At 72.7% G+C, this 22,823-nt stretch carries 20 protein-coding genes; 6 read left to right on the top strand and 14 right to left on the bottom strand.

Annotated features, from left to right (window positions below):
- Positions 1-11 precede the first annotated feature (11 nt).
- Positions 12-1,034 (bottom strand): S9 family peptidase, encoded by a 1,023-nt coding sequence (locus tag CCO04_RS14850; protein ID WP_215814892.1) that lies wholly within the window; start codon positions 1,032-1,034, stop codon positions 12-14.
- A gap of 4 nt (positions 1,035-1,038) precedes the next feature.
- Positions 1,039-3,159, bottom strand: a complete 2,121-nt coding sequence (gene ligA / locus CCO04_RS14845) for an NAD-dependent DNA ligase LigA (RefSeq protein ID WP_374197007.1) — start codon at positions 3,157-3,159, stop codon at positions 1,039-1,041.
- A gap of 126 nt (positions 3,160-3,285) precedes the next feature.
- Here ligA and CCO04_RS14840 point away from each other — a divergent pair, with 126 nt between their 5' ends.
- Together CCO04_RS14840 and CCO04_RS14835 are read left to right on the top strand one after the other, a co-directional pair.
- Positions 3,286-3,888 carry a TetR/AcrR family transcriptional regulator gene (locus CCO04_RS14840; RefSeq protein WP_215814890.1) on the top strand — a complete coding sequence of 201 codons (603 nt, stop codon included), beginning with the start codon at positions 3,286-3,288 and terminating at the stop codon, positions 3,886-3,888.
- A 28-nt stretch (positions 3,889-3,916) separates the two neighbouring features.
- Positions 3,917-5,497, top strand: a complete 1,581-nt coding sequence (locus CCO04_RS14835) for an MFS transporter (RefSeq protein WP_308281229.1) — start codon at positions 3,917-3,919, stop codon at positions 5,495-5,497.
- A gap of 3 nt (positions 5,498-5,500) precedes the next feature.
- Here the strand turns inward: CCO04_RS14835 and CCO04_RS14830 are convergent, their stop codons facing one another.
- The 3 genes from CCO04_RS14830 to CCO04_RS14820 are packed head-to-tail and all read right to left on the bottom strand — an operon-like array spanning position 5,501 to position 8,814.
- A complete protein-coding gene (locus CCO04_RS14830; protein WP_215814889.1) occupies positions 5,501-6,508 on the bottom strand; it encodes a methionine synthase in 1,008 nt (335 codons plus the stop codon).
- Complete coding sequence (gene mnmA / locus CCO04_RS14825; protein WP_215814888.1) at positions 6,505-7,620, bottom strand: tRNA 2-thiouridine(34) synthase MnmA; 1,116 nt, start codon at positions 7,618-7,620, stop codon at positions 6,505-6,507. Before mnmA ends, CCO04_RS14830 begins: the two co-directional genes overlap by 4 nt.
- An 18-nt stretch (positions 7,621-7,638) precedes the next feature.
- Positions 7,639-8,814 (bottom strand): cysteine desulfurase family protein, encoded by a 1,176-nt coding sequence (locus CCO04_RS14820; protein ID WP_215814887.1) that lies wholly within the window; start codon positions 8,812-8,814, stop codon positions 7,639-7,641.
- Positions 8,815-8,875: 61 nt separating this feature from the next.
- Here CCO04_RS14820 and ppk2 point away from each other — a divergent pair, with 61 nt between their 5' ends.
- Entirely contained in the window at positions 8,876-9,766 is an 891-nt protein-coding gene (ppk2, locus tag CCO04_RS14815) for a polyphosphate kinase 2 (protein WP_215814886.1), read from the top strand.
- Between the two features lie 18 nt (positions 9,767-9,784).
- Here ppk2 and proB read toward each other — a convergent pair whose 3' ends face one another.
- The 7 genes from proB to CCO04_RS14780 form a co-directional block, all read right to left on the bottom strand.
- Entirely contained in the window at positions 9,785-10,900 is a 1,116-nt protein-coding gene (gene proB / locus CCO04_RS14810; RefSeq protein ID WP_215814885.1) for a glutamate 5-kinase, read from the bottom strand.
- Positions 10,893-12,452, bottom strand: coding sequence for a GTPase ObgE (gene obgE / locus CCO04_RS14805; RefSeq protein ID WP_215814884.1), 1,560 nt, complete (start codon positions 12,450-12,452; stop codon positions 10,893-10,895). The genes proB and obgE overlap by 8 nt, the downstream gene beginning before the upstream one ends.
- Positions 12,453-12,537: 85 nt before the next feature.
- Entirely contained in the window at positions 12,538-12,792 is a 255-nt protein-coding gene (gene rpmA, locus CCO04_RS14800) for a 50S ribosomal protein L27 (protein WP_215814883.1), read from the bottom strand.
- 34 nt (positions 12,793-12,826) lie between these two features.
- On the bottom strand, positions 12,827-13,129 hold the full coding sequence (gene rplU, locus CCO04_RS14795; RefSeq protein WP_215814882.1) for a 50S ribosomal protein L21: 303 nt from the start codon (positions 13,127-13,129) through the stop codon (positions 12,827-12,829).
- Between the two features lie 187 nt (positions 13,130-13,316).
- Positions 13,317-16,532, bottom strand: coding sequence for an Rne/Rng family ribonuclease (locus CCO04_RS14790; RefSeq protein ID WP_215814881.1), 3,216 nt, complete (start codon positions 16,530-16,532; stop codon positions 13,317-13,319).
- A gap of 301 nt (positions 16,533-16,833) precedes the next feature.
- Positions 16,834-17,553, bottom strand: coding sequence for a TIGR03936 family radical SAM-associated protein (locus CCO04_RS14785; protein WP_215814880.1), 720 nt, complete (start codon positions 17,551-17,553; stop codon positions 16,834-16,836).
- A 16-nt stretch (positions 17,554-17,569) separates the two neighbouring features.
- Positions 17,570-18,805: a winged helix DNA-binding domain-containing protein gene (locus CCO04_RS14780; protein WP_308281226.1), complete on the bottom strand. Its 1,236-nt coding sequence runs from the start codon at positions 18,803-18,805 to the stop codon at positions 17,570-17,572.
- 31 nt (positions 18,806-18,836) lie between these two features.
- Between CCO04_RS14780 and CCO04_RS14775 the strand changes: the two genes are divergently transcribed.
- Genes CCO04_RS14775 through CCO04_RS14765 form a run of 3 tightly spaced genes read left to right on the top strand, consistent with a single transcriptional unit; the run spans position 18,837 to position 20,972 of the window.
- Positions 18,837-19,535 carry a DUF4190 domain-containing protein gene (locus CCO04_RS14775; protein ID WP_215814879.1) on the top strand — a complete coding sequence of 233 codons (699 nt, stop codon included), beginning with the start codon at positions 18,837-18,839 and terminating at the stop codon, positions 19,533-19,535.
- A 4-nt stretch (positions 19,536-19,539) separates the two neighbouring features.
- A complete protein-coding gene (locus tag CCO04_RS14770) occupies positions 19,540-20,229 on the top strand; it encodes a hypothetical protein (RefSeq protein ID WP_215814878.1) in 690 nt (229 codons plus the stop codon).
- Positions 20,226-20,972, top strand: coding sequence for a hypothetical protein (locus CCO04_RS14765; RefSeq protein ID WP_215814877.1), 747 nt, complete (start codon positions 20,226-20,228; stop codon positions 20,970-20,972). Before CCO04_RS14770 ends, CCO04_RS14765 begins: the two co-directional genes overlap by 4 nt.
- 8 nt (positions 20,973-20,980) lie before the next feature.
- Here CCO04_RS14765 and CCO04_RS14760 read toward each other — a convergent pair whose 3' ends face one another.
- Positions 20,981-21,520 carry an ATP-binding protein gene (locus tag CCO04_RS14760; protein WP_215814876.1) on the bottom strand — a complete coding sequence of 180 codons (540 nt, stop codon included), beginning with the start codon at positions 21,518-21,520 and terminating at the stop codon, positions 20,981-20,983.
- A 53-nt stretch (positions 21,521-21,573) separates the two neighbouring features.
- Entirely contained in the window at positions 21,574-22,803 is a 1,230-nt protein-coding gene (locus tag CCO04_RS14755) for a glycoside hydrolase family 16 protein (RefSeq protein WP_215814875.1), read from the bottom strand.
- Positions 22,804-22,823 lie beyond the last annotated feature (20 nt).

Here is a 22,823-nt window from a genome sequence, read left to right as displayed (position 1 = left end):
CTAGTGGCGCTTCAGCCCGCCGACAGGTGCCTTCGGAGGAACCGATCGGTGCGGGTCATCGACAGCGCCCACTGCGGACCGAAGGCGTGCTGCTCGCCCGGATAGGTCCGCAGCGTCACGTCGACCCCGGCCGCCCGCAGCGACCGGGCGGTCGCGCGGCTCCAGGCGATCGGGCAGGTGGCGTCGGCGGTCCCGTGGTGGATGAGGACCGGCTCGGTGATGTCCGTGAAGTAGGTCCGGGCGCTGATCCCCCGCCAGAACGCCGGGGCCTCGCGCGGCGCGCCGTAGCGGCGCAGGATCCGGCGCGCCGCGTCCCCGCGACCTGCGTCGCCCCGGATGAAGTGGTCGAAGTTGTCGACGGCGTCCGAGCTCACGGGCGCGAACACCACCGCCGCGTCGACCAGTCCGGGCCGGACGGCGAGCGCGTTGTAGACGATCCCGCCGCCCATCGAGCGACCCACGAGCGCGACCCGCTCGTCGTCGACCGGTCCGGCCCAGGACCGCAGGGCCGCGACCGCGTTGACGACGTCCTCGGTGTAGCCCATCCGCATGTCGAGGCCGCCGCTGCGGTCGGGGCTGGAGCCCGCGTGGCCGCGGTAGTCGACGTGCAGCGCGACGTACCCCCGGTCGCCGAACCACGCCCGCTCCCGCGTCATCCCCTGGCCGTTGACGTAGACGGCGGGGTCGATGTAGCCGTGCGCCAGGACGACCGCCGGGAACGGCCCCGCGCCCTCCGGTACGGCGAGCCGCCCCGAGATCGTGAGGCCGCCGCTGCGGTAGGTGACGGCGTACTGCCGGTGCTGGGGCGTCCGCGCCACCTCGGCACCCAGCCGCAGCCCGCCCCCGCGCAGGTCCGCGGCGCGCAGCGCCGGGAGCGAGACCGGGTGCGGCGGGTCCACCGCGGGCGCCGTCGCGGAGGCGCTCGGCGTCGCGCTCGTCACCGGCGTCGTCGTCGACGCGCCCCTCGGCTCGTCGGCCCCCGAGCACGCCGCACCCAGCAGCGCCACCAGGACCAGCGGGATCCACCGCCTCATGGGCTCATTCTGCCTCGGGCGGCAGACCCTCCGGGCCCTGGTCGAGCAGCACCTTGAAGAGGTCCTCGGTCAGCACCCGGACGCCGAGCTGCTCGGCCTTCTCGGCCTTGGACCCGGCGTTCTCGCCGACCACGACGTAGTCGGTCTTCTTCGACACCGACCCCGCGGCCTTGCCGCCGCGCGACAGGATCGCCTCCTTGGCCGAGTCCCGGGAGAACTCCTCGAGCGAGCCGGTGACCACGATGGTCAGGCCCTCGAGCGTGCGGGCCACGGACTCGTCGCGCTCGTCGGCCATCGCCACCCCGTCGCGCTCCCACGCGTCGACGATCGCGGTGTGCCACGGGACGCCGAACCACTCGATGACCGCGGCGGCGATGGTCGGGCCGACGCCCTCGGCGGCGGCGAGCGCCTCCTCGGTGGCCTCGCGGATCGCGGTCATCGAGCCGAACTCGGTGGCCAGCGCACGGGCCGCGGTGGGGCCGACGTGGCGGATCGAGAGCGCCACGAGCACCCGCCAGAGCGGGACCTTGGCCTTGCGCTCGCCGAGGTTGTCGAGGAGCTTGCGGCCGTTGGCCGAGAGCTGAAGGCCCTCCTCGTCCTTCTTGGGCGCGCGGGTGAAGAGCGCGGTGGAGCGCAGCTGGTCCTCGGTGAGCGAGAAGATGTCGCCCTCGTTGGTGATCGCGCCCGACTCGAGCAGCGCGACGGCCGCCTCGTACCCGAGGCCCTCGATGTCGAAGGCACCGCGCCCGGCGACGTGGAAGACCCGCTCGCGCACCTGGGCCGGGCAGTGCTCGTGGTTGGGGCAGCGGCGGTCCTTGTCGCCCTCCTTCTGCTCGACCAGGGTCGTGCCGCAGGAGGGGCAGTCGGTCGGCATCACCCAGGCCGGCAGGCCCTCGGGGCGCAGCGCGAGCACCGGCCCGACGATCTCGGGGATGACGTCGCCGGCCTTGCGCAGGATCACGGTGTCACCGGGGCGGACGTCCTTGCGGGCCACCTCGTAGCCGTTGTGCAGCGTGGCCATCTCGACCGTGGAGCCGGCCACCTTGACCGGCCGCATCACGCCGTACGGCGTCACCCGGCCGGTGCGCCCGGTGTTGACCTCGATGCCGAGCAGCTCGGTGTTGACCTCCTCGGGCGGGTACTTGTAGGCGATCGCCCAGCGCGGTGCCCGGCTGGTCGAGCCGAGCCGGCGCTGCAGCGCGACGTCGTCGACCTTGACCACGACACCGTCGATCTCGTAGGGCACCAGGCTGTGCCGCTTCTCGCCCGCGTTGGCGATGTAGCCCTCGACGTCGGCCAGCGCCGGCAGCACCTTGACCTGCTCGGAGACCGGCAGCCCCCAGGCCGCGAGGGCGCGGTAGGCCTCGGACTGCGCGCTCGGCTCGAAGCCCTCGCGCGCGCCGATGCCGTGGCAGACCATGCCGAGTGCGCGGGTCGCGGTGACCCGCGGGTCCTTCTGGCGCAGCGAGCCGGCCGCGGCGTTGCGCGGGTTGGCGAAGGCGGGCTTGCCGGCCTCGATCATCGCCACGTTGAGCGCCTCGAAGGCCTCGACGGGCAGGAACACCTCGCCGCGCACCTCGACCAGCGCCGGCACCGGGAACTCGTCGGTCCCGCTCAGCCGGTGCGGCACCGAGGCGATCGTCTTGACGTTGGGGGTCACGTCCTCGCCGGTGCGCCCGTCGCCGCGGGTCAGCGCCCGCACCAGCCGGCCCTGCTCGTAGAGCAGGTTGATCGCCAGGCCGTCGACCTTGAGCTCGCACAGCAGCGCCGGCTCGCTGATCCCGTCCCGGCCGAGCCGGGCGTACCAGGCCCCCAGCTCCTCGTAGGAGAAGGCGTTGTCGAGGCTCTCCATCCGCTGCAGGTGGTCGACCGCGGTGAACTCCGTCGACACCGCGCCCCCGACCTTCTGGGTCGGCGAGTCGGGGGTGCGCAGCTCGGCGTACTGCTCCTCGAGCTCCTCGAGCCGCCGCATCCGCGCGTCGAAGTCGGCGTCGGAGAGCGTCGGGTCGTCGAGCACGTAGTAGCGCCAGCGCGCCTCCTCGATCTCGTCGGTGATCGTGGCGTGCTCCTCCCGGGCCTCGGGCGGTACGACGGGGAGGTCGGCGGCGTCGCTCATGGCGCGCATTCTTCCGCGTCGCGCCGACACTGTCGCGGGCGGCTCGCGGCGTCACGCCGTCCCGCTGCCGGTGTCGCGCGGATCACAGCGGTCTCCTGGTTGCCATGATTGAAACGAAACCGTACCGTTTCATCCATGGTCCCTCGACTCAGCCGCCGTGAGGCGACGACCCGTCCCCGCGTCGAGGGCAACCGCGAGCAGGAGATCCTCGACGCGACCCTCGCGGTCCTCGTCGACATGGGGTACGACCGGCTCACCATGGACGCCGTGGCCACCAAGGCCAAGGCGTCCAAGGCCACGCTCTACCGCCGTTGGGAGGGCAAGGCCGCCCTGGTGATCGATGCGCTCATGTCGCAGAAGACACCGCTCGAGGTCCCGACCGACACCGGCAGCCTGCGCGGTGACCTGCTGGCCGTCTTCTGCGGTTCCGGTGGCCTGACCGACGACCACCAGACCTCGATCCTCGGCAGCGTCGTCACGGCCATCGGCCGTGACGCCGAGTTCGCGGCCGCCTTCCGCGAGCGCTTCGTCGGCCCCAAGGTCGACGTGGCCCGCCAGATCTACCAGCGCGCGCACGATCGGGGCGAGCTGCGCGACGACCTCGACCTGGAGATCCTCTCCGCCGCCCTCCCGGGCATCGTCCTGCACCGCATGTTCCTGCTCGGCGAGCCCGCTACCCCTGACCTGATCGCCCGCGTCGTCGACCAGGTGATCCTCCCTGCCGCCACCCGCGGCTGAATCTCTCCTCACACCCGAAGGAACCCTCGTGACCGACATCAAGTCCTCGGACGCGCCGGATGACATGTCGGCGTCGCAACCCGACGCCGTCGACGGCCCGTCCTCCCCCGGCCACCTCGGCTGGGCGCTCGTGCTGATCTGCATGGCGCAGCTGATGGTGGTGCTCGACAGCACCATCGCCAACATCGCCCTGCCCTACATCGGCACCGACCTGAAGATCGACCCGTCCAACCTGTCCTGGGTCGTCACCGGGTACGCCCTGGCCTTCGGCGGCCTGCTCCTGCTCGGCGGCCGGCTGGGCGACCTCTTCGGCCGCCGCCGCGTCTTCATGGCCGGCGTCGCGCTGTTCGCGATCGCCTCCGCCCTGGGCGGTGTCGCCCAGAACGAGGCGATGCTGCTCGGCTCCCGTGGCCTCCAGGGCCTCGGTGCGGCGCTCGCCTCGCCGACCGCGCTCGCGCTCATCACCACGACCTTCCCGGCCGGTCCCCAGCGCAACCGCGCGTTCTCGGTCTTCGCCGCCATGTCCGGCATCGGTGCCGCGATCGGCCTGGTCCTCGGTGGCTGGCTGACCGACCTCGACCCCGCCTGGGGCTGGCGCCTGACCTTCCTGATCAACGTCCCGATCGGCCTCCTCGCGGCGTACTTCGCCCCGAAGCTGCTGCCCGACACCGACCACCACGCCGGTTCGCTCGACCTGCCCGGCGCCATCCTCGGCACCGGCGGTCTGCTGGCCCTGGTCTACGGCATCACCCGCACCAGCAACGTCGACCCCGACACGATCACCGCGCTCAACCCGCACGGCACCAGCTACGGCTGGGGTGACCCGGTCGCCGTCACCGCGATGGTGCTGGGCGTCCTCGCCCTGGTCGCGTTCATCTTCGTCGAGCGCCGCGTCTCCAACCCGCTGATGCCGCTGTCGATCTTCGCCAACCGCAACCGCGCGGTCGCCTTCGTCTCGATGATGATCACGCCCGCGGCGATGTTCGCGATGTTCTTCTTCCTCTCGCTCTACGTCCAGAACGTGATGGGCTACTCCCCGCTCAAGACCGGCTTCGCCTTCCTGCCCTTCGCGGTCGGCATGGTCTTCGGTGCGACGGCGTCGTCCAAGCTCGTCGCCAAGGTCGACCCGCGCGTCCTGGCCGGCACCGGCACGATCCTCGCCGGCATCGCGCTGTTCTTCTTCTCCCGGATCGAGTTCGGCAGCGAGAACTACTGGACCGACATCGCGCCGTTCGTCGTCCTCATGTCGATCGGCATGGGCCTGACCTTCGTCCCGATGACGCTGGTCGCCGTCCACGGCGTCCGCACCCAGGACGCCGGTATCGGCTCCGGTGTCCTCAACACCATGCAGCAGGTCGGTGGCGCGCTCGGTCTCGCCACGCTCTCGGCGGTCGCGTCGCACTTCACCACCGAGAAGCTCGCCGACCTCGCGACCGGCAACCCGACCAACCCGGCCAACGGCCTGATCGCGTTCGCCGACGGTGCCACGCACGCCTTCCTCGTCGGCGCGTTCATGATCTGGACCGCGTCGCTGATCGTGTGGCTGCTGCTCAGCGTCAAGCACACCGAGCTCGCCACGGACGCGCCCGAGGGCGTCCACGTCGGCTGAGGTCTAGCCGCCCAGCGAACGGGCCACCGAGCGAACGAGCTCGGTGGCCCGTCGTGCGTCCCGGGCGGTGCTCCCCGCCAGTCCGCAGGCGGGCGTGACGACCAGCCCGCCGCCGACGACCTCCGGGTCGAGGCCGAGCATGTCGAGCCAGCGCAGCACCCGCTCGACGACCTCCTTGTCGCCGGGCAGCTCCCCCGCCGTCGGTACGACGCCCAGCGCGATCGTGTCGCCCGCCTCGAGCGCCTCGGCGGCCGCGTCGTGCCCGTCGGCGTCGAGGAGCGCGAGGTCGAGCATCACGCCGCGCGCCCCGGCCCCCCGCAGCAGCCCGATCGGTACGCCGGGCGCGCAGCAGTGCACCCACGGCTCCGCACCGGCGTCACGGATCGCGTCGAGCACCCAGCCCAGCGCCTCGCTGGCCTCGGGCGGGTGGATCATCCGGTGCTTGCCGAAGCCCGACGCCGTCGGGATCGCGGCGGCCAGCACGGCCGGGAGCGCCGGCTCGTCGAGCTGGACCACGAGCGACGCGGCCGCGGGCAGCCGGCGGCGCAGGTCCGCGACGTGGTCGGTGACCGCGACGGCCAGGGCCTGGGCGAGCTCGCGGCGCGCGCCGTGGTCGGCGAGCAGCTTGTCGCCGCGCGGGCGCTCGACCGTGGCGGCCAGCGTCCAGGGGCCGGTCAGCTGGGTCTTGAAGGCGCCGGTGTGGCCGGCCGCCTGCTCCTCGACGGCGTCGAGGTCCTGGGCCAGCAGGCTGCGGGCGCGCCGCTGGTCGAGGGGCGGGGCTCCGGCCGAGCCGGTCAGCCGCCAGCCGGCGGGCTGGAGGTCGGCGTCGAGCTCGGCGACCAGGCCGAGGGTGCGGCCGATCATGCCGGCCGGGGCGCCGCGGCCGGGCACCTCGGGCACGTAGCCGATCCCGTGCTCGTCGGCGGCCACCTCGCCCAGGACGACGGCCAGCGCCTCGTCGAGGTCGCGCTGCTCGGTGCCCGGGAACGAACCGATCCCGGTCGCCCTCACGTGCCGACCCGGTGGGTCGCGGTGATGGTGGCGGAGCCGACGACCCGGGTGCCGTCGTACACGACGACGGCCTGGCCGGGGGCGATCCCCTCGGCGTGGTCGAGCAGGTCGACGACGAGCCCGTCCTCCCCCACCCGGACCACGGCCCGGTGCTCCGCGCCGTGCGCCCGCAGCTGCACGCTCACCGCTTCGCCCGCCAGGACCGTGCCGGCCGGGAGCGCGGCACCGCACCAGCGGACCCGGTCCCCGCGCACCTGGTCGACCGCGAGCCGCTCGCGCGGACCCACCGTGACCGTGCCCGAGACCGGCTCGATGTCGAGCACGTAGCGCGCCCGTCCGTCGGGCGCGGGGTGCCCGAGCCGCAGTCCCTTGCGCTGCCCGATCGTGTAGGCATAGGTGCCGGCGTGGTGACCCACGACCTCGCCGGTCTCGTCGTCGCGGATCTCGCCGCCCTGGTTGGGCGCGCGGTCGCCGAGCTTCTCGCGCAGCCAGCCGGCGTTGTCGCCGTCGGCGACGAAGCAGATGTCGTGGCTGTCGGGCTTGTCCGCGACGAGCAGCCCGCGCGCGGCGGCCTCGGCGCGCACCTGCGGCTTCGCGGTGTCGCCGAGCGGGAACAGCGAGTGGCGCAGCTGCTGCTCGTCGAGGACGCCGAGCACGTAGGACTGGTCCTTGGCCGCGTCGACCGCGCGGTGCAGCTCGATCGCGCCGTCGGACGACGTACGGACGGTCGCGTAGTGGCCGGTCGCGACGGCGTCGAAGCCCAGCGCCAGCGCCTTGTCGAGGACGGCGGCGAACTTGATCTTCTCGTTGCAGCGCAGGCACGGGTTGGGGGTCTGCCCGGCGGCGTAGGTGTCCATGAAGTCCTCGACCACATCGGTGTGGAAGCGGTCGGAGAGGTCCCAGACGTAGAACGGGATGCCGATCACGTCGGCCGCACGGCGGGCGTCGTTGGCGTCCTCGATGGTGCAGCAGCCCCGGGCGCCGGTGCGGTAGGACTTCGGGTTGCGCGAGAGTGCGAGGTGGATGCCGGTCACCTCGTGGCCGGCCTCGGCGGCGCGCGCGGCGGCGACGGCGGAGTCCACTCCCCCGGACATGGCGGCGACGACCTTCACCGGATCACCTGCCCGAGGTCAGACATGGGCCGCACGCGCGCGCTCGACGCACGGGCCGATCGCCTCGGCGACGGCCGCGACGTCGGCCTCGGTGCTGGTGTGGCCCAGGCTGAACCGCAGCGAGCTGCGCGCCTCGTCGCTGGAGCGGCCCATCCCGAGCAGCACGTGCGAGGGCTGCGGGACGCCGGCCGAGCAGGCCGAGCCGGTCGAGCACTCGATGCCACGGGCGTCGAGGAGCATGAGCAGCGAGTCGCCCTCGCAGCCGGGGAAGCTCAGGTGGACGTTGCCGGGCAGCCGGTCGACGGGGTCGCCGTTGAGGACGGCGTCCGGCACCGCCCGTCGTACGGCGGCCACGAGGTCGTCACGCAGACCCGCGAGCCGCGCGGCGTGGTCGGCCTGCTGCTTGACCGCGAGCTCGACCGCGGCCGCGAAGCCGGCGATCGCCGGGACGTCGAGGGTGCCGCTGCGCACGTCACGCTCCTGGCCGCCGCCGTGCAGCTGGGGGGTCAGCGCCACCTCACGCCGTACGACGAGCGCGCCGACGCCCTGGGGCCCGCCGACCTTGTGCCCCGACAGCGAGAGCGCGTCGACGCCCGAGGCGGCGAAGTCGACCGGCGTCGCCCCGACCGCCTGGACGGCGTCGGTGTGCACCGGGATGCCGTGCTCGGCGGCGATCGCGACCACCTGGTCGAGCGGCTGGAGCGTGCCGACCTCGTTGTTGGCCCACATCACCGTGATCAGGGCGACCGAGGCCGGGTCGCGCTCGACCGAGGCGCGCAGCGCGTCGACGCGCAGCCGTCCGTCGTCGTCGACCGGCAGCAGCTCGACGTCGGCGCCCTCGTGCTCGGCGAGCCACTCCAGCGGGTCGAGCACGGCGTGGTGCTCGACCGCGGTCGAGAGCACCCGGGTGCGCCGCGGGTCGCCGTCGCGCCGGGACCAGAACAGCCCCTTGACGGCCAGGTTGTCGGCCTCGGTGCCGCCGGAGGTGAAGACCACCTCGCCGGGCCGGCAGCCGAGCGCCTGGGCGACGGTCTCGCGGGACTCCTCGATCACGCGGCGCGCGCGACGTCCGGAGGCGTGCAGCGAGCTGGCGTTGCCGACCTCACGCAGGTGGGCGGTCATCGCCTCCACCGCGACGTCGGTCATCGGCGTCGTCGCGGCGTGGTCGAGGTAGACCGTGCGAACGTCGTTCATGGCGTCTCCAAGGTTAGAGGACGGACACCTCCCGTTCACGCGGGCTCCCTAGCCTCCGACCATGCTTCACGACGTCCGGGCCTACATCGACCGTCTCGGCATCGACGGGCACACCATCGGCGACGACCACGACGACGACCCGGTGCTCATCGACCCGCACGGCAAGGCCGTCGACACCTGGCGCGAGAACTACCCCTACGACGAGCGGCTGCCCCGCGCGGAGTACGACGAGCAGAAGTACCTGCTGCAGGTCGAGCTGCTCAAGTTCCAGGCCTGGGCGCAGGCCACCGGCACCCAGCACGTCATCGTCTTCGAGGGCCGCGACGCCGCCGGCAAGGGCGGCACGATCAAGCGGTTCATGGAGCACCTCAACCCCCGCCACGCCCGTGTCGTCGCGCTGACCAAGCCGAGCGACCGCGAGCAGGGACAGTGGTACTTCCAGCGCTACGTCCAGCAGCTGCCCACCGCCGGCGAGATCGCCCTGTTCGACCGCAGCTGGTACAACCGCGCGGTCGTCGAGCGGGTGATGGACTTCTGCACCGACGAGCAGTACGACACCTTCATGAGGCACGTGCCGTACTTCGAGGAGATGCTCGTCGAGTCCGGCATCACCCTCACCAAGTTCTGGTTCTCGGTGACCCGCTCCGAGCAGCGCACCCGGTTCATCATCCGCCAGGTCGACCCGGTGCGGCAGTGGAAGCTCTCCCCCATGGACCTGGAGTCGCTCGACCGCTGGGCGGCCTACACGGCCGCCAAGGAGGCGATGTTCCGGCGCACCGACACCGACGTCGTGCCCTGGACCACCATCAAGTCCAACGACAAGAAGCGCGCCCGGATCAACGCGATGCGCCACTTCCTCGCCCGCTTCGAGTACGACGGCAAGGACCACGCCGTGGTCGGCCGGCCCGACCCGCTCATCGTGCAGCGCGGGATCGACGCCGTCGGCGACTGAGTCGCGGTCAGCGCTCGCTCAGAGCACGACGAGGTCGTCGCGGTGGATGATCTCGCGCTCGTACGCCGCACCGAGCTCGCGCTTGAGCTCGCGCGAGGAGCGGCCCAGCAGGTTCGGCACCTCGGCGGCGTCGAAGTTGACCAGGCCGCGGCCCACGACGGTGCCGTCGGGGTCGAGCAGGTTGACCGGGTCACCGGCCGCGAAGTCGCCCTGGACGCCGGTGACGCCCGCGGCGAGCAGCGACGCGCGCCGCTCGACGACCGCCCGCACCGCGCCGGCGTCGAGCACCAGCGCCCCCTTGGCCTCGGTCGCGTGGCGCAGCCACAGCAGCCGGGTGGGCCGGCGCTTGCCGGTGGGGTGGAAGAGCGTGCCCACGGGCTCGCCCGCGAGCGCCGCGCCGGCCTGGTCGGCCGAGGTGAGGACGACGGGGATGCCGGAGCCGGTGGCGATCGCGGCCGCGTCGACCTTGGTCACCATCCCACCGGTGCCGACGCCGGCCGACCCGGCGGAGCCCACGACGACGTCGGCGAGGTCGGCGTCGGTGCGCACGTCGGTGACCAGCCGGGCACCGGGGCGGCTCGGCGGGCCGTCGTACAGGCCGTCGACGTCGGAGAGCAGCACCAGCAGGTCGGCGTGGACCAGGTGCGCGACGAGCGCCGCGAGCCGGTCGTTGTCGCCGAAGCGGATCTCGGTGGTGGCGACCGTGTCGTTCTCGTTGACGATCGGGATGACGCCGAGCTCGAGCAGCTGGGCGAACGTCTGGTGGGCGTTGCGGTAGTGCGAGCGCCGGGTGACGTCGTCGAGGGTGAGCAGCACCTGGCCGGCGATGAGGCCGTGCCGGGCGAGCTCCTCGGTGTAGCGGTGCACGAGCAGGCCCTGCCCGACGCTGGCCGCGGCCTGCTGGGCGGCGAGCCCGCGCGGACGGCGCTTGAGGCCCAGCGGGGCCAGGCCGGCCGCGATCGCACCCGAGGAGACGAGCACGACCTCGGCGCCCCGCTCGCGCGCGGCCGCCAGGACGTCGACCAGCGTGCTGACCTGCGCGGGGTCGATGCCTCCGGAGGCGGTGGTCAGCGACGACGAGCCGACCTTGACGACGATGCGACGGGCGGCCGTGACGGCCTCCCGCTCACTCACCGGGATCGTCCTCGAGCCAGTCGTCCTCGTCGGTCGGCGGCTTGACGTCCGGGTCCTGGTCGGAGCCGATCTCGTAGGAGGTCGGTCCGTAGACCTCGGGCTTGTCGATCCGGCGGGCCACGTCGGCGCGGGTCTCGTTCTCGCCGCGGTCGTCCATGTTCTCCTGGATCTCGCGCCGGCGCGAAGCAGCCGGCCGCTCCGCGTGGAAGCGGTCGTCCTCGCCGCGGCGGGACAGGTTCTCAGCGCCCGCGTCGATGCCCGGCTTGAAGTCGAAGACCACCGAGTTGTCGGTGGGCCCGATGAGGACGGCGTCGCCCTCCTCGGCCCCGAGCTGGACCAGCTTGGCCTCGACGCCCAGCCGGTTGAGCCGGTCGGCGAGGTAGCCGACCGCCTCGTCGTTGCTGAAGTCGGTCTGGCGTACCCAGCGCTCCGGCTTGGTGCCGCGCACCCGCCAGCCCGCGCCGGTGCGCTTGATGGTGAAGCCGTCGTCGTCGATGGCCTTGGGCCGTACGACGATCCGCGCGGGGATCTCGGCGGCCTGGGCACGCCGGGCCTCGTTGACGATCTCGGCCATGGCGTAGATCAGCTCGCGGGTGCCCTCACCGGACACGGCGGAGATCTCGAAGACCCGCAGGCCGCGCTCGCGCAGCTCCTCGACGACCAGCTCGGCGATGCCGCGACCGTCGGGGACGTCGACCTTGTTGAGGGCCACCAGGCGCGGGCGGTCGTCGAGGCCGCCGTACCGGCGCAGCTCGTCCTCGATCACGTCGAGGTCGTCGGCCGGGTTGCGGCCCGGCTCCAGCGTCGCGGTGTCGAGCACGTGGACCAGCGCCGCGCAGCGCTCGATGTGGCGCAGGAAGTCGTGGCCCAGGCCGCGGCCCTCGGCCGCGCCCTCGATCAGGCCGGGCACGTCGGCGACGGTGAAGACGGTCTCGCCGGCGGTGACCACGCCCAGGTTCGGGACCAGCGTGGTGAAGGGGTAGTCGGCGATCTTGGGCCGGGCCCGCGAGATCGCCGCGATCAGGCTGGACTTGCCGGCACTCGGGAAGCCGACCAGGCCGACGTCCGCGACCACCTTGAGCTCGAGGACGACCTCGAGCTCGTCCCCGGGCTCGCCGAGCAGCGCGAAGCCCGGCGCCTTGCGCGACTTCGACGCCAGCGAGGCGTTGCCGAGGCCACCGCGCCCACCCTGGGCGACGACCAGCTCGGTCCCGGGACCGACCAGGTCCGCGATCACCTCGCCGTTGCGGTGCTTGACCACCGTGCCGGCCGGGACAGGCAGCACCAGGTCGGCACCGTGGGCGCCGTTGCGCCGGTCACCGGCCCCGTGCCCGCCGTGCTCGGCACGGCGCTGGGGGCTGTGGTGGTACTCCAGCAGCGTGGTCACGTCGGGGTCGACCCGCAGCACGACCGATCCACCCGGCCCGCCGTTGCCGCCGTCGGGACCACCGAGCGGCTTGAACTTCTCGCGGTGGACCGACGCGACGCCGTTGCCGCCGCGACCGGCGGACACGGACAGGACCACGCGGTCGACGAAGGTGGGAACGGCCATGGGATCAGTCTTTCAGTAGAAAATGGACGAAGGGCGTCCCGGCAACCGGGACGCCCTTCGAAGCCTCAGGTCGAGTGAGCGTCGCTCACTCACCCGGGACGATGTTGACGACCTTGCGGCCGCGCTTCTTGCCGAACTCCACCGCACCGGGGATCAGCGCGAACAGCGTGTCGTCGCCGCCGCGGCCGACACCGGCGCCCGGGTGGAAGTGGGTGCCACGCTGGCGGACGATGATCTCGCCGGCGTTGACGACCTGGCCGCCGAAGCGCTTCACGCCGAGGCGCTGGGCGTTGGAGTCGCGGCCGTTCTTGGTGGACGCCGCGCCCTTCTTGTGTGCCATGTTTCAGTCCTTGGGGTGTCGAGCTGACCGGGGGTCAGAGCTTGATGTCGGTGACCTTGACCTGGGTGTACTTCTGACGGTGACCCTGGCGCTTCTTGTAGCCGGTCTTGTTCTTGTACTTCTGGATGATGATCTTCGGGCCCTTGGTCGCGCCGAGGACCTCGACCGTCACCGCGGCCTTGTCCAGACCGGTGCTCGTCACCTTGTCGCCGTCGACAGCGAGGACGACCGGAAGGGTCAGGGTCTCACCGGCGGGCGTGGAGACCTTGTCGATCTCGATGACGTCGCCGACAGCGACCTTCTCCTGCTTCGATCCTGCGCGCACGATCGCGTACACCACCGGGCTCCTTCTGGTTCAACGTCTAGGTCTACGGCACACTGCGGAATCCCTCGTCGCGAGCCACGTCGCGAGATGCCGGGTGCCAGCAGAACGGAACGCCTCGGCGGCGCACCGACGAACAATGTTACGGGCCGGGCCGGGATCCGCCAAAACGCGGCTCCCGGACCGGGCCCGTCGGGGTGGGTCAGCGCTTGCGCGCGCCCTTCTTCTTGATCGGGACGTGCTCCACGTGGGGCTCGGGCTCCGGGGTGGGCTCCGGGGCGGGCTCAGGCGTCGCCTCGGGCTCGGGCTCGGGGGTGGGCTCCGCGGCCACCGGCGGACCGGCGGGGCGGGAGGCCGCCCGGCGCCGGGTACGGGTCACGACCGTGGTCGTGGCCACCGGCGCGGGCTCCGGCTCGGGCTCGGGCTCGGGCGTCACCTCGGGCGTCACCTCGGGCTCCGGGGTCACCTCGGGCGTCTGCTCGGCCTCGGGCTCCGCCTCGACCGGCGTGCTCGCCTCGACCTCGACGGCGGCCTCGACGACGGCCTCGACGACGGCCTCGATCGGCTCCGGCTCCTGCTCGTGACCCTGCTCGTGGTCCTGGTCCTCGGCGGGCTTGGCCATCGCGGCGACGTCCTTCGGGGACGGGACCACGGCCTTCGGCGCCTCCGCAGCCGCGCCGCCACCCTGACCGCCGCCCTGGCCGCCGCCCTGGCCGCCCTTGCTCTTGCGCCGACGGCTGCCGCGACGCGACTCGTCCTCGCCGCCCCCGGCACCGGCGTTCCCGCCGCCACCAGCGTTGCCGCCGCCGCCCGCGTTCCCGCCGCCACCACCGCCGCCGCGCTTCGGCTCGACCGGGAGGTCGTGCACGAGCAGGCCGCGGCCCTGGCAGTGGGTGCAGGTCTCGCTGAAGGCCTCGAGCAGACCCGTACCGATCCGCTTGCGGGTCATCTGGACCAGGCCGAGCGAGGTGACCTCGGCGACCTGGTGGCGGGTCCGGTCGCGACCCAGGCACTCCACCAGGCGGCGCAGCACGAGGTCGCGGTTGGACTCGAGCACCATGTCGATGAAGTCGACGACGATGATGCCGCCGATGTCGCGCAGCCGCAGCTGGCGCACGATCTCCTCGGCGGCCTCGAGGTTGTTCTTGGTCACCGTCTCCTCGAGGTTGCCCCCGGAGCCGGTGAACTTGCCGGTGTTGACGTCGACGACGGTCATCGCCTCGGTCCGGTCGATGATCAGCGAGCCGCCCGAGGGGAGCCAGACCTTGCGGTCGAGACCCTTGGCGATCTGCTCGTCGATCCGGTACGTCGCGAAGAGGTCCGGGACGCCGTCGCCGGCCTCGTGGTGCTCGAGGCGCTCGGCGAGGTCGGGCGCGACGTGCTCGACGTACTCCTTGACGGTCTCCCAGGCCTCGTCACCCTGGACGACGAGCTTGGCGAAGTCCTCGGTGAACAGGTCCCGGACGACCTTGAGGGTCAGGTCCGGCTCGCCGTAGAGCAGCTGCGGGGCGTTGCCCTTGGCCACGCGCGCCTCGATGTCCTCCCAGCGCGCCTTGAGCCGCTCGACGTCGCGGGTCAGCTCGTCCTCGGAGGCACCCTCGGCCGCGGTCCGCACGATGACGCCGGCGGTGTCCGGGACGATCTCCTTGAGCAGCGCCTTGAGCCGCGCGCGCTCGGTGTCGGGGAGCTTGCGCGAGATCCCGGACGTCGTGCCGTCGGGCACGTAGACCAGGAACCGGCCGGCCAGGCTGATCTGGCTGGTGAGACGGGCGCCCTTGTGGCCGATCGGGTCCTTGCTGACCTGGACCAGGATGGTCTGGCCGGACTGCAGGACCGACTCGATCTTGCGGGGCTGGCCGTCCTTGTGGCCGAGCGCGGACCAGTTGACCTCGCCGGCGTACAGGACGGCGTTGCGGCCCTTGCCGATGTCGATGAAGGCGGCCTCCATCGACGGCAGGACGTTCTGGACCCGGCCCAGGTAGACGTTGCCGATGAGCGAGGTCTGCGACTCGCGGGCGACGTAGTGCTCGACGAGGACCTTGTCCTCGAGGACGGCGATCTGGGTGAGGTCCTTGCGCTGGCGCACCGCCATGACCCGCTCCACCGACTCGCGGCGGGCCAGGAACTCGGCCTCGCTCACGATCGGCGCGCGGCGCCGTCCGGCCTCGCGGCCCTCGCGGCGGCGCTGCTTCTTGGCCTCGAGGCGGGTCGAGCCGGAGATCGAGGTGATCTCGTCGTCGGCCGAGCGCGGCTTGCGGACCCGGGTGACGGTGTTCTCCGGGTCGTCGCCACCCTCGGCGTCGGACCCGGCCTCGCCGGCCCGGCGGCGCCGGCGGCGCCGGCGCGAGGACGTCGAACCGCCGCCCTCGCCCTGGGCGCCGTTGTCGCCGTCGTTGTCGCCCTCGCCCTCGGCGTCGCTGTCGGTCTCACCCTCGCCGGCGCCGTCGCTCTCGCCATCGGTCTGGCCGGCCTTGGACTGGGTCCGCTGCCGCGGCTTCGCCTTGGCCCGGTTCCGGGACTGACCGGCGCCGCCGGCCTCGCCCGCCGCGTCGTCGCCAGACTCGGCCCCGGACTCGGCAGCCTCGGCGTCACCGTCGCCCGCGGTGCCTTGGTCGGCGTCCTGGTCGCCGTCGGAGTCGGAGTCGGAGTCGGAGTCGGAGTCGGTGTTCGCTCCGGCCGGCTTGCGGCGGCGGCGACCGCCCCGGCGGCGACGGCGGCGGGGAGCGCCGGAGGCGGCGTCCTCGTCGGAGTCGTCCTCGGCGTCAGTGTCGGCGTCGGCGTCGGCGTCGGCGGGCTCAGCCTCGGTCACCTCGGTCGCCGGCTCGGTCTCGGTGCCGGTCTCAGCGGCAGGCGCCTCGGCCGCCACCTCAGCCTCGTCCTCGCCCTCAGCCTGCTCCTCCACCGGGGCCTCGGCCTCGGTCTCGGCCTTGGTTCCGGCCTCGACCACCGGAGCCTGGAACAGCGGAGCGACGGCCGCGCGCGCGGCGGGCGCGGCCGGCGTCTCGACGATCTCCTCCTCCGGCGTCAGCATGAGCTGCTCGGAGGTCGGCGCGGCCTCGGTCGCGGCGGCAGCGGCCGCCACCTTCTTCGCCTTCGCCTTGGCCGTGGCCGCCGTCGTGGTCTTCTTGGCCGCGGTCTTCTTCGCGGCGGCCGTCTTCTTGGCGGCCGCGGTCGTGGACTTCTTGGCAGCCGCCGTGGTGGTCTTCTTCGCGGCAGCCGTCTTCTTGGCAGCCGCCGTCGTGGTCTTCTTGGCCGCGGTCTTCTTCGCAGCGGCCGTCTTCTTGGCGGCCGCCGTCGTGGTCTTCTTGGCGGCCGTCTTCTTCGCGGCAGCCTTCTTGGCCGGCTTCGCCGGCTTCTCCGCCGCCCCGGTCTCGGTCTCGGTAGGGGCGGTGGTGGCGTCCGTGGGCGCGTCGGTCATGGCGCTACTCCTCCACCCGGCGCTTCCGCGTCGGGGTGTCATCGGGGCTCGCGCGACGCGCGGCACCGTAAGCCTTCGGGGGACGACACCCTCCGCGGAGCGTCACTGGAGGCGGGCCGCTCGCCTGCCGCGGTCGCGGGGTGCGTCGCGTCGGGCGGTCGTACCGTCTCCACCGTGCCGGCCGGTCAGTTTCCTGCCGTCCGGCGAGAACGTCGTCAGATCGCACCGCGCGCTGTCCGGTGGGACGCGCACGGGGGTGGATCTGTGGCGAGTATCGCACACGGCCCTCAGGCCGGTGGCATCACCGGGCAGCCAGCGGGTCGCCGACGGTGCCGGCCTCCCGGTCGAGCACGCCCTGGGCGAGGCGGGTCAGCAGCACCGTCCCCGGTACGGCGAGCCCGCCGACCTCGCGCAGTCCGGTCAGCACGTCGTCCGGCCGTACGGCGGGCACCGCGTGCTCCAGCAGCAGGTCCAGCTCGCCGCTCTCGGCGACCCCCAGCCGGACGACGGCGGCGCGGCAGTCGAAGCTGCGCATCCCCTTCTTCGTCATCCGCTCCACGGTCACCGACTCCGTCGCCAGGAAGCCCTCGACCGCGGCGCGCACCTCCGCGACGGGGACGCCGCCGAGGTCGATCAGCCAGTGGCTGGCGGTGAGCAGGTCGGAGAGCGAGCCGGCGGCGGTGTCCGCCGCGTCGACGATGGTGACCACGTCGAGCCCGTCGGGCAGGACGGCGTCGAGCGCGGCGCCGATCTCGGCGGGCTCGCGGACCTCGGCGAGACCCAGCTCGACGTACTCCGACTCGCTGGCGGCACCGGTCGGCGAGGCGCCGGCGTAGGAGATCCGCGGGTGCGGGTGGAAGCCGGACGAGTAGGCCATCGGGATCCGGGCCCGGACGACCGCGCGCTCGATGGCGCGGCTGACGTCGCGGTGGCTGGTGAAGCGCAGCCGGCCGCGCTTGGCGTACCGGATCCGCAGCTTCTGGACCGGCGGTGCCTGCTGCTCGGGCTGCTGACGACTCACGGACCGAAATCCTAGGTCAGGGAAGGAGTGCGTTCCGCATCTGCGGTGACGCGTAGACGTTGGTGATCCGCACCCCGTCGAGCCACGCCCCGAGCCGGGCCGCCTCGGCGTCGAGCGCCGCGCTCGCCTCGGACCCGACGTCCTCGCGCAGGATGACGCGCACCTCCCCCGCCTCGTCCTGCACCCAGCAGCCCACCACGCGGCCGTCCCACCAGGCCGTGTTGCCGGCATTCCCGTTGCTGTCGAAGAGGTACGGCGTGTGCGCGGCGTCGAGGTAGAAGGAGCGCTCCTTCCAGCCCATCACGGTCGGGTCCAGGGTCGGCAGCAGCGCGGCCCAGGACGCGACCTCGGCCTCCACACCGCCACCACCACCGCCACCGCCGTCGAGGTCGGCAACGTCGTCCGGCAGCACCCACCCGGTCCCACCGCCGTCCAGCGCGACGGCGACCGCGGAGACATCGGCCAGCGCCCGCCGCACGATCGTCTTGGTCGCGCCGAGCCACCACACGATGTCGGCCTCGGTGCCGGGCCCGAAGGTCCAGAGCCAGCGCCGGACCAGCTCGGCATAGCCCGCAGCCGGGTCCGGCGGCGTCACGGTCCCCGCGCCGTCGCCCCCGCCCTCGCCGAGCCAGGCCTCCGTCGTCGTCCAGGCCGGCTTGTTCAGCCTCCAGTGCCCGGCGTTCTCGGCCCGCAGCACCCGCGCCTCGGCGCCGAGCATCGTCAGCACCTGCGGCGCGACGGGGACCTCGACCGCCCACTTCGACCCGGGTGCCCCGCGCATGACCTTGGTCGCCAGCAGCGGCACCTCCTCGCGCAATTGCGCGGTGGTACGGGCCTTTCCGTCCCCCAGCACCTCGACGATCGCGCCCTCGACCTCGGCGAGCCACGCCTCCGGGTCGTCGGCGCAGCCGCTCCCGTGCAGGTCCTTGAGCACCTGCGTCCGCTGCTGGCCGGCCACGCGCGCCGCCGCGCTCCCCCACACCGCGGGCAGCAGGTCGCGCGGGAAGGCGAACAGCGTGCGGCGCATCGCGAGCTGCTTCACGATGCTGCGCTCGTCGTACAGCGCGCGCTCGACGTCGTCGAGCGCGAGGTCCGCGACCCGCGCCCACAGCGCCAGGTGGACGGTCGCCGCCTCGGTCGCGTGGAGCGCCGTCATCGCCTCGGCCGCGGCTCCCACGCTCGGGTAGGGGCGGGCTAGACCGTGGCGCAGCGCGAGCCGGCGCCGGCGAGATACATCGGGGAACGGCAGCACATGGCCATGATTCCGCACTAGTCTGACCGCCGTGAGCGATCCGTACGGCAACAACCCCCAGAACCCCAACCCCTACGGCGCGCCCCAGGGCGGCGGCTACGGTCCCCCGCCGGGTGCGTACCCGGGTGCCCCGGGTGGGTACGACGCCACGCCTCCGGCCAAGACCGACGGCGTCTCCGTGGCGTCCTTCGTCCTCAGCCTGCTCTGCTGCACGGGTCTGATCGGCCTGATCCTCGGTTTCGTGGGCCTGTCGCGCACCAAGGGCGGCAAGCGCAAGGGCCGCGGCTTCGCGATCGCCGGTATCGCCATCGGCCTCGTGTCGGTGCTCGTCGGCGCCGGCCTCGTGGTCGCGCTCGCCACCGGCGTCTTCGGCACGCCGATCAACGACCTCAAGGACGGCCAGTGCATCACCGGCAACGGCCTCGACAAGACCTCGGACGAGGGCGTCAGCGGCATCAAGGTCGTCGAGTGCAGCGAGAAGCACGACGCCCAGGTGATCGCCACCAAGAAGCTCTCCTCGTCCGAGGCCAAGGCCTACGACTTCGGCAACCAGCAGCAGATCGCCGAGCACTGCGCGCCGATGCTCAACCCCGGTGAGCAGGCCCTGATCCTCGACCCGAAGTACTTCGTCATCGCGCTGACCCAGGACAAGAAGCCCGCCTCGGGCGACAAGGTCGTGTGCGTGCTCACCCTCGCCGACGGCGGCTCGCTGGACAAGAAGCTGCCCTGACGCCATGAGCAACCCGTACGGCGGGGAGTACCCGCCGTACCAGCCCGCGCCGAACCCGTACGACAACAGCGCGTACGGGTCGGCGCGGACGCCGTTCGACGGCGTCTCGCTGGCCGCACTCATCTGCTCGGCGACGTGCTGCGCAGCGCCGGTCGGCGTCGCGCTCGGCATCGCCGGCCTGGTGCGGACCGGCGGTGGCCGCCGTACCGGACGGTGGGCGGCGGTGACCGGACTGGTGCTCGGCACCGTCCTGACCCTCGCCATGGCCGGCTTCCTCGTGTTCGCGATCGTGCTCGGCTCGCAGTCGGTCCAGGAGGACGACGCCCGGGCCGGGCAGTGCGTCGACGTCAACAGCCTCGACATCGTCGAGAAGGCCGACTGCGACGAGCCTCACGACGGCGAGATCATCTGGGCCGGCCGGTTCAGCGGCGAGCTGCTCGAGAGCTTCGACAGCCGCTCGACGCAGGACTTCTGCGCCGCGCTGCCGGGGCTGCGTACGACGTACCGCTCGGCGGTCGAGGGCGACGAGTACGAGGCCTCGGTCTCGGTCGACGCCTTCGACGAGGACGAGCCGGACACCGGTGACTGGTTCTTCTGCTACCTCACCCGCGGCGACGGCGACCGGCTCAATGGCCCCGTCGGCTCAGATGGATCGGACGGCTCCGGCGGTTCAGGCGGATCGACCGGCGCATGAGCCAGCCGCCTCCCCCGGGCGACCCGCTGCCGTACTACGGCGGCCCTCCCCCTGCCTACGGCGGTCCGCCGGCGGCACTGCCGCCGGGCACCGACAAGGGCCTGGGCTGGACCGGCTTCGCGCTCGCCCTCGTCGTGTGCGTGCCCTGCCTGCCGATCGTCGGCCTGGTGATCGCGATCGTCGCGCTCGCCCGCCGCCGCTTCCAGCCCCGCTGGGTCGCCGCGCTCACCGTCGTCCTCGGCCTCGCCGCGACCGCGCTCCAGGTGGCCATGGTGCCGCCCATCCTCGACGGCATCCGCGACAGCGTGAACGACAGCATCGACGCCTCCACCGAGGAGGCCCGGCGCAGCGGCGAACCGTCCGAGGTCCCGACGCTCAAGCTCCGCGCCGGCGACTGCTTCAACGACCCGAACCTGCGGCGAGCCGACGCCGACGAGCAGGTGGAGTCCGGCACGGTCACCCTCCTGCCGTGCACCCGCAAGCACGACCTCGAGATCTACGCGACCCTGCGCGTGCCGGGCGGGAAGTTCCCCGGGCAGGCCGCGATCGAGCGGCGCACCACGGAGTGCATCAAGAGGTTCCGGAAGTTCGTCGGCGTGCCGTACCCGGACTCCCAGTTCGAGGTCTACTACTACTACCCGACCAAGCTGAGCTGGCGGTTGTTCGACGACCACGCCATCCAGTGCGCCGTCGGGCACCCCGAGCGCCGGGTCACCGGGTCGCTGCGCGACCGGAAGCGCTGAGCCGGGGCTCAACCGAGCGCCGCGACCAGGGCCTCGTACGTCGCCGTGGGGCTGCCGCCCGTGTCGACCCGGAGGACGTCGGGGTCGCGGGCGGCGCTCCGCTCCAGCCGGTCCGCGAGCTCCTCGACCGCCGCCGCGCCGCCCGCCCGCTCGATCTCCGCGTGCACCACGGCGTGGAGCGGATCCGCCGCCGGCCGGGCGTGCAGCCGGTCGGCCGCGATGCCGCGCGGGGCCTGCAGCAGCACGTGCACGTAGGCGTGCCCGGCGTCGACGGCGACGCTGCGGAAGCGGGCGCGCTCGTCCTCGTCGGCCAGCATCTGCGGCAGCACGACGTCTCGGCCCTCGGCGAGGTGGGCCGCGATCATCGCCTGCGCGACCGGGCGGATCACCGCACCGGCGCCGGCGAAGTCGTCCTCCCAACCGCCGACGAAGCAGCGGAGCCGGTCGATGTCGCAGGCGAGCACTCCCGGGTGCTCCGCGGCATACCGCTGCGCGAGCGTGCTCTTGCCGACGCCCGGGGCGCCGTTGAGGTGAAGGAGCCGAGCCACCCTGCCGAGCCTAGGCGGCGGCAGGGTGGCCCGGCAGGGTCAGGACGGGCGGGCTACTGCCAGACCCGCACGTAGTCGATCTCGGTCGTGCCGACGTTCGGGGTGTCCCCCGGCGTCAGCGTGTACTCGTTGAGCGTCTCGGAGTTGCCGAACGCCTGCATGAGGATCAGGTAGAAGCCCTTGTTGAAGGGGCCTCCCGAGATGGCGAGGTCGGTGCACGGGGTCGGGTTGTCGTTGACCCACGTGGTCAGGCGGGTCGAGGACCACAGGAACTTGTAGGTGTTGAACCCGCCGACGGTGCCGCCGGTGGTGGGGTCGATATTGCAGCCGGGGCTCTTCCACCCGCCGGTCGTCGTACCGGACAGCTGGTGCATGGCGGGGGCGTTGAGGTTGCCCGCCGCGCTGTAGAACTCGGCGAAGTCCATCTCGCCCGACAGCGGCCAGAAGCCGTACCGGTCGGTGGTCGGCCACAGGTAGAAGGTCTCCTGCAGGCCCTTGGCCGTGTCGGTCGGGTATGCCGGCGTGGCCGGCGGCGTCACCGCGCGACCCTCGGTGCTGCCGTGCAGGGACGGCAGCTTGGCGCGGATCTCGTAGTACCCGAACGTCTGCTGCAGCGTCGGCTGCGTCCCGTCCGAGGAGTTGTGCCAGACCGTCGCGCCGAACTTGCGCGAGGACTTGCTCGGGTTCGCCGGGCACGCGGTCGCGCTCGCCTTGACGCTGGCGGTCAGGTGCAGGCTGCCGCCGTCGACCTTGACGTTGCCGGTGCTCTCGTCACCGAAGCACGCCTTCTCGGTCTTGGGCTGGGTCATCAGCCCCTGCTTGGCCACCCGCCAGTACGTCGTGTCGAGCGTCGTGCCCGAGAACTCGTCGCTGAACGTGCACTGCCAGCTGCCCCCGCCCGGACGCGCGACGCCCGGCGTCGCGCTCGCGCAGCCGTAGACGCCCGGGACGGCGTACGGCGTGGGGTCGGTGACCACGTTGAGGGTCGTCACCGCCGACGTACCGGCGGTGTGGTTGGCGTTGGCCGCGACCTTGACCCGGTACTGGTAGTTGCCGAGCAGACCCTGCTTGACGGCGAACTGCGCCTGCAGGTCGGAGTCCAGGGTCGCGGAGTCGACGAGCGACCAGAGCAGGCCGAGCGCCTTGTGCTCGAGCTGCACCGTCTCGCCCACCAGTCCGGGATCGACGGTGACGGTGAAGGTGGACGTGTCGTTCTGGCCGACGGGGTTGGGCGCGGCGACGATGCCGAGCGTGGGTGCGGGAGGGGTCGCCTGAGCGATCATCGGTGCGACAACTGCCGCGG

The sequence above is a fragment of the Pimelobacter sp. 30-1 genome, from assembly GCF_018831735.1.
Lineage (GTDB): Bacteria > Actinomycetota > Actinomycetes > Propionibacteriales > Nocardioidaceae > Nocardioides.
The sequence above is the reverse complement of the archived record's forward strand: the minus strand, read 5'-3'. Positions and strand labels throughout refer to the sequence as shown.